Raw genomic sequence first — 5,101 nt, 5'->3', positions numbered from 1 at the left:
TTTTCGATCCTGATAGTTTTCTTGAAATACATCCCCATTTTGCAAAAAATATAGTAGTTGGTTTTGCAAGGCTTCAAGGACAATCAGTGGGAATAATAGCAAATCAACCCAAGATTCTTGCTGGTTCACTTGATATAGATGCATCGGATAAAGCAGCTCGTTTTATTCGATTTTGTGACGCTTTTAATATTCCTATTATAACTTTTGTTGATACTCCTGGTTATCTTCCAGGGGTTAATCAAGAACACGGAGGGATAATAAGACATGGTGCTAAGCTTTTATATGCATATTCTGAAGCGACTGTTCCTTTAATAACAGTTATATTACGTAAAGCATATGGAGGCGCCTATATTGCAATGGGATCACAACACTTGGGAGCGGATTTTGTGTTTGCTTGGCCTACTGCTGAAATAGCTGTCATGGGTCCTGATGGAGCAGCAAATATTATATTTGCAAAGGAAATAGAAAGTTCTGAAAATCCCGAAGAGACAAGGCAAAAATGTATCCAAGAGTATAAAGAAAGTTTTTCAAATCCTTATGAAGCAGCCTCGAGAGGATACATAGAAGATGTAATTGAACCTAAAGATACTAGAGAGAAATTAATTAAAGCACTTTCTACATCTTTTTCCAAAGTCGAATCAAGGCCTTCAAAAAAACACGGAAACATACCTTTATAATCAAATAGATTGTGCATTGAGGGATAAAATATGGCGGATGTATGGATTTTAACAGGAATAGGCATATTAATAGTTTTTTCAATATTAATCATATTATATTTCGTGATATGGTTATTTCAGTTTTTATTTCGATCACGTGGGAAAGGGAAAAAACAAAAAAACATGCCAGTTAAAGAGTCTGTTGAACCAATGAAGTTAAAAATGCTTAAGAATAAAGAATTAGATTTAACTGAAGAAGAGCTTATTGCAGTTGTTGCTGCTGTAAGCATGTATTATGTTGGTAAACAATTTGAAATAAAAAGTGTTACTAGGGCGGATCTTTTAAAAAATAAAGTTCAAAAAGACAAACCAATAAAGTCTGTTAAAACGAAATGGCAGAAACATAATCCTTCTGTCTCATGGAATCCTAAGCGTAAAAAAAGGTGGAGGTAATGGAGGTCATATATTATGAAAAAAAAATTTAAAGTTACTATCAACAATAAGACTTATGAAGTAGAGGTTGAAGAAGTGGGCTCTGATTTTGCTTCAAATAAAGATATGAGTCAACCAGTTTTAACAAGCAGGTTAGAGGAGAATGCAAACATCAAATCCGTAGAAAAAAAGAAAAAGAAAGAAGCCAAAAAAAGAAAAGAAAAAGATATTCCAACAAAAGAAGTTACTCAATTATCAACGGAGAAGGCATCATCTTCTGAAACAGCTAAAGAAGTAAAGGCTCCCCTACCAGGAATTATTATTGATATTTGTGTCAGTGAAGGTCAAAATGTTAGTATTGGAGACACTCTTTTAATAATCGAAGCGATGAAAATGGAAAACGAGATTCCTTCAGAATATAGTGGGTTAGTTGAAAAAATTTATGTTAAAAAAGGAGATACAGTCGAAGGAGATCAGGTTTTAATGTTGATTAAGTGATATATTATAAAACAAATAAAAAACTCTAAAAATATATAGAAGGGGGTATTTTATGCTTAAAAAAAGTATTTTCTTTATAAACTTATGTGTGTTGGCAGTTTTTTCTGTTTTTGCCGTGAACTTTGAAATTAGCTTCCAAGGATTGTATGACTTTGAGGATTTTAATGACAGGATTGGAGTAAAAATATATCATTTAGCCCCTCATTTTGATTTTGTAGCTGATATAGGTTTTTACAGTGATGATAAATATTACTTTTATGAAGAAGATTACTATTTTGATCATTACTTTTTAATTGAAAATGGTTATGTTACCTTTCGAAGTTTTAATAATGATATAAAATTTAGTTCAGGAATAAAAGATTTGCAAGATGAAGTTAATTCTCCATATTCTCTGTTTTTTTCTTCTGAAAGGATATCTCAACCTTATCTAGAATTTGGTTACGAAGATGAGCATATGTTTTATGATACCCGCTGGATTCAGTTAGTTAGTTCAAGTAATAAGCATTTTACTGAACCAAAAAGTATGAATTATAAAACTTATGGACTAAAATTTGGTGATTTTAGATTTGGATATCAAGATGCAGTTGTTTACAATAGAGAGTTTGATTTCTATTATCTTTTTAATCCACTGCCAGTGTATTTTTCACAAGAAATACGATCTTCAAGTAACACTATGCCATGGGCAGAGGAAGGAAAAGACGATAATTCATTGATGGGATTTTTCATTGATTATGACAAACCGACATATTATTTTTATTCTCAATTATTAGTTGATGATTTAAACACTAACAGGTTCTTTTATCCAGAAAAAACTCAAAATCCCGACAAAATAGCGTTTTCTTCCGGAATAACATTTAAAACCAACGCAGGCAATTTTGGTTTACACGGTGCCCTTGCTACTCGATATACTTTTGGACCTGGGAAAGAAGCACCTTCATACACAGTATATCCTCAAGATAAATATGAAGATAAAATAATTAACTACAAAGAAAATTATATTGGATATAAATATGGAGAAAATGCCGCATCTATTTTGGTTGATTACCTGTACACTTATAACAATAGATTCGATATATATTCATCTTTCGAAACAGTTTTCTCAGGGAGTAAATCCCCTACAAAAGATATTGCACCTGTTGAAGGTACGAACTTTTTAGATGATGATACATTAGAAAAATCCTTTATTTATACAATTTCAGCAAATTTATATTTTAAATTCTTTGAGCTTAACTTATCAGCAAATCTTGGAAAAATTTTCAATGAGCTTATATATGATGATACTAATGATTGCTTTGTACCAAGTCAAACTGATAAAGATTTACTTAATGTTGATGTTGGTTTCAAAGTCAAATTTTAATATAATTTTTAAAGAAATAAAATAACAAACTTCATTTTTTCTGATATAATCGTACGTGAATTATCAAGAAATAAAAATCCTGCCTCTGAAATAAAAATATTAGAATCAGAGGCCATAGACCATAGGAGGAGGTATAAGGTGAGTAAAAGGTATTATGAAACTATGTTTGTTATAAGAGCAGATCTACCAGCCGAAGAAAGAGAAGATTTAGCTCAAAAAGTTAAAAGCTTTATAGAAGAGCGGATCGACGGAGAAGTTGAAGAGTTTACAAGATGGGGCGTAAGAAAGCTAGCATATAGAACTCCAAAAGGAAAATTTACTGAGGGAGACTACACTTACATAATTTTCAAGGCATCCCCTGATAAGATTAACGAATTAGAAAATTTTTACAGGGTTACTCAAGAAATATTTCGATATCAAACTATTAGAAGAGAAGATCTAGAGAAAAAACAAAAAATAAAACAAAAGGAAGCAAAAATAAAGATTGAGGAACCTGTACAAGTTAACGACCCTGTACAAGTTAATGACCCTGTACAAGTCGGAGAACAGAGTACCGACCAAGAAATTGAATAATAAGTAGGAAGTGATTTAATGTCTATTTCGTATAATAAGGTTATTTTGGTGGGAAGGTTAACCAAAGATCCAGAAATAAGATCGACTGTTAAAGGAGATCCAGTTGCTACATTTAGGTTGGCGGTGGATCGACAGTTTTCAAGTGATCAAAACGCAACTGATTTCATAAATATTGTGGCTTTTGGCAAGCAAGCGGAATTTGCCTCTAATTATTTAAAGAAGGGTAAATTAATATTAGTTGAAGGTTCTCTTCGCATCAACCAATGGACAGATAGAGACAATATCAGAAGAGAAAAAGCTGAGGTCTGGGCAAATAGGATGAATTTTATGGAAACAAAAAAAGCGGAGGAGGAAAGAATTTATTCTGACACAGATATAATTGTGGAGGAAAGTGCCAGAAATATTTATGATAACAATAATTTCATTGAAAACATTGACGATGCAACTGAAACATCAGATTATGAACTACCAGATCTTGACGCTGAGGATTTGTTTGGCCTAAGTTTTGATGATGATGATTTAGATAAAGATTTTTTTTCTGAATTTTAAAGTCTGAAATGATGGAGGTGTGGATATAAATGGCTTATGTTAGAAGAGATCGAAAGAGTGTTAAAAGATGTAAGTTATGTCGAGACAACGTTGAATATATTGATTACAAAGATTTGAAAAGGTTAAAAGAATACATAAATGAAAAGGGAAAGATTATACCAAAAAGAATAAATGGTAACTGTGCAAAACATCAAAGAATGGTAAAAAATGCGATTGAAAGAGCAAGAAAGATGATGCTTTTACCCTATAAAAACGATTAATTTAAAAAAATACTTTACAAACTAAAAATAGATAGAGGGATTGCTCTCTATCTATTTTTTGTCTTTTACAATATATGTCCTTCAAAGATTATAGTGTATAATATCATAAGTAGAGAATTATACCATCGTAAGATTAGGAAGCTAAATGAACGCCTTAGAAATGTGGATCTTCTTTAACTAACGCCCTGAATTTAAGTAAGTTATAAGTACTGAATAGACTAGTTAAATTTCTACAAGTTTTAAATCAAATTCTTAAGTTTTCAGTAGCATTTAAAAATGTACCAACATTAAAGGAGGTTAAAAAACATACATGAAAGTATTGTTGCTAGAAGATGTGCCTAAGTTAGGTAAAAAGGGAGAAATAAAAGAAGTTTCTGATGGTTATGCAAGAAATTATCTTATTCCGAGAAAGTTGGCTGTGGAAGCTACTGACGGGTTCATAAAACATATAGAAGAAAGCAAGAGAATCGAAGAAAAGAAAAAAGAAAGCATAAAAAATAAAAGTGAAGGAATTTTAGAGAAATTAAAAGATGTAACCATAGTTCTTAAAGTGAAAGCAGGTGAGAAAGGGAAGTTATTTGGGGCAGTTACTTCTCAGGATATTGCTAATAAAATAAAGGAAGTAGTTGGAATAGACTTTGACAAGAATTGGTTTGAAGATAAAGTCAACCTGAAAGAGATAGGAACATATTCTATTAAAATAAAACTTCCCCAAGGAGTGAAAGGTGAAATTAAGGTAGAATTAATACCTGATAAATAAATTAACAGGGGTTGTC

Annotated in this window: 8 protein-coding genes; all 8 read left to right on the top strand. The window is 31.5% G+C overall.

Features of this window, described 5'->3' with window-relative positions; translation table 11 throughout:
* A partial coding sequence (locus PKN74_RS07810) for an acyl-CoA carboxylase subunit beta (RefSeq protein WP_472310224.1) occupies nucleotides 1-677 on the top strand: 677 nt, incomplete at its 5' end.
* Between the two features lie 30 nt (nucleotides 678-707).
* On the top strand, nucleotides 708-1,109 hold the full coding sequence (locus tag PKN74_RS07805) for an OadG family protein (RefSeq protein ID WP_472310222.1): 402 nt from the start codon (nucleotides 708-710) through the stop codon (nucleotides 1,107-1,109).
* 15 nt (nucleotides 1,110-1,124) lie between these two features.
* Nucleotides 1,125-1,586 (top strand): biotin/lipoyl-containing protein, encoded by a 462-nt coding sequence (locus PKN74_RS07800; protein ID WP_472310220.1) that lies wholly within the window; start codon nucleotides 1,125-1,127, stop codon nucleotides 1,584-1,586.
* Nucleotides 1,587-1,638: 52 nt separating this feature from the next.
* Nucleotides 1,639-2,943 (top strand): hypothetical protein, encoded by a 1,305-nt coding sequence (locus tag PKN74_RS07795; RefSeq protein WP_472310218.1) that lies wholly within the window; start codon nucleotides 1,639-1,641, stop codon nucleotides 2,941-2,943.
* Between the two features lie 138 nt (nucleotides 2,944-3,081).
* Nucleotides 3,082-3,516 carry a 30S ribosomal protein S6 gene (gene rpsF / locus PKN74_RS07790; protein ID WP_472310216.1) on the top strand — a complete coding sequence of 145 codons (435 nt, stop codon included), beginning with the start codon at nucleotides 3,082-3,084 and terminating at the stop codon, nucleotides 3,514-3,516.
* A gap of 18 nt (nucleotides 3,517-3,534) precedes the next feature.
* Nucleotides 3,535-4,065, top strand: coding sequence for a single-stranded DNA-binding protein (locus PKN74_RS07785; RefSeq protein ID WP_472310214.1), 531 nt, complete (start codon nucleotides 3,535-3,537; stop codon nucleotides 4,063-4,065).
* 29 nt (nucleotides 4,066-4,094) lie between these two features.
* The gene (rpsR, locus tag PKN74_RS07780; RefSeq protein WP_472310212.1) at nucleotides 4,095-4,325 is read left to right on the top strand and encodes a 30S ribosomal protein S18; all 231 of its coding nucleotides are present in this window, start codon (nucleotides 4,095-4,097) and stop codon (nucleotides 4,323-4,325) included.
* 310 nt (nucleotides 4,326-4,635) lie between these two features.
* Entirely contained in the window at nucleotides 4,636-5,085 is a 450-nt protein-coding gene (gene rplI / locus PKN74_RS07775; RefSeq protein ID WP_472310210.1) for a 50S ribosomal protein L9, read from the top strand.
* Nucleotides 5,086-5,101 lie beyond the last annotated feature (16 nt).

It is taken from the genome of Defluviitoga sp. (assembly GCF_035349255.1).
Lineage (GTDB): Bacteria > Thermotogota > Thermotogae > Petrotogales > Petrotogaceae > Defluviitoga.
The sequence above is the reverse complement of the archived record's forward strand: the minus strand, read 5'-3'. Positions and strand labels throughout refer to the sequence as shown.

What these genes read in the sequence shown, in the direction of transcription:
- PKN74_RS07805 (WP_472310222.1), top strand. Translation starts at nt 708, where the DNA reads ATGGCGGATGTATGGATTTTAACAGGAATAGGCATATTAATAGTTTTT.
- PKN74_RS07800 (WP_472310220.1), top strand. Translation starts at nt 1,125, where the DNA reads ATGAAAAAAAAATTTAAAGTTACTATCAACAATAAGACTTATGAAGTA.
- PKN74_RS07795 (WP_472310218.1), top strand. Translation starts at nt 1,639, where the DNA reads ATGCTTAAAAAAAGTATTTTCTTTATAAACTTATGTGTGTTGGCAGTT.
- PKN74_RS07785 (WP_472310214.1), top strand. Translation starts at nt 3,535, where the DNA reads ATGTCTATTTCGTATAATAAGGTTATTTTGGTGGGAAGGTTAACCAAA.
- rpsR (WP_472310212.1), top strand. Translation starts at nt 4,095, where the DNA reads ATGGCTTATGTTAGAAGAGATCGAAAGAGTGTTAAAAGATGTAAGTTA.
- rplI (WP_472310210.1), top strand. Translation starts at nt 4,636, where the DNA reads ATGAAAGTATTGTTGCTAGAAGATGTGCCTAAGTTAGGTAAAAAGGGA.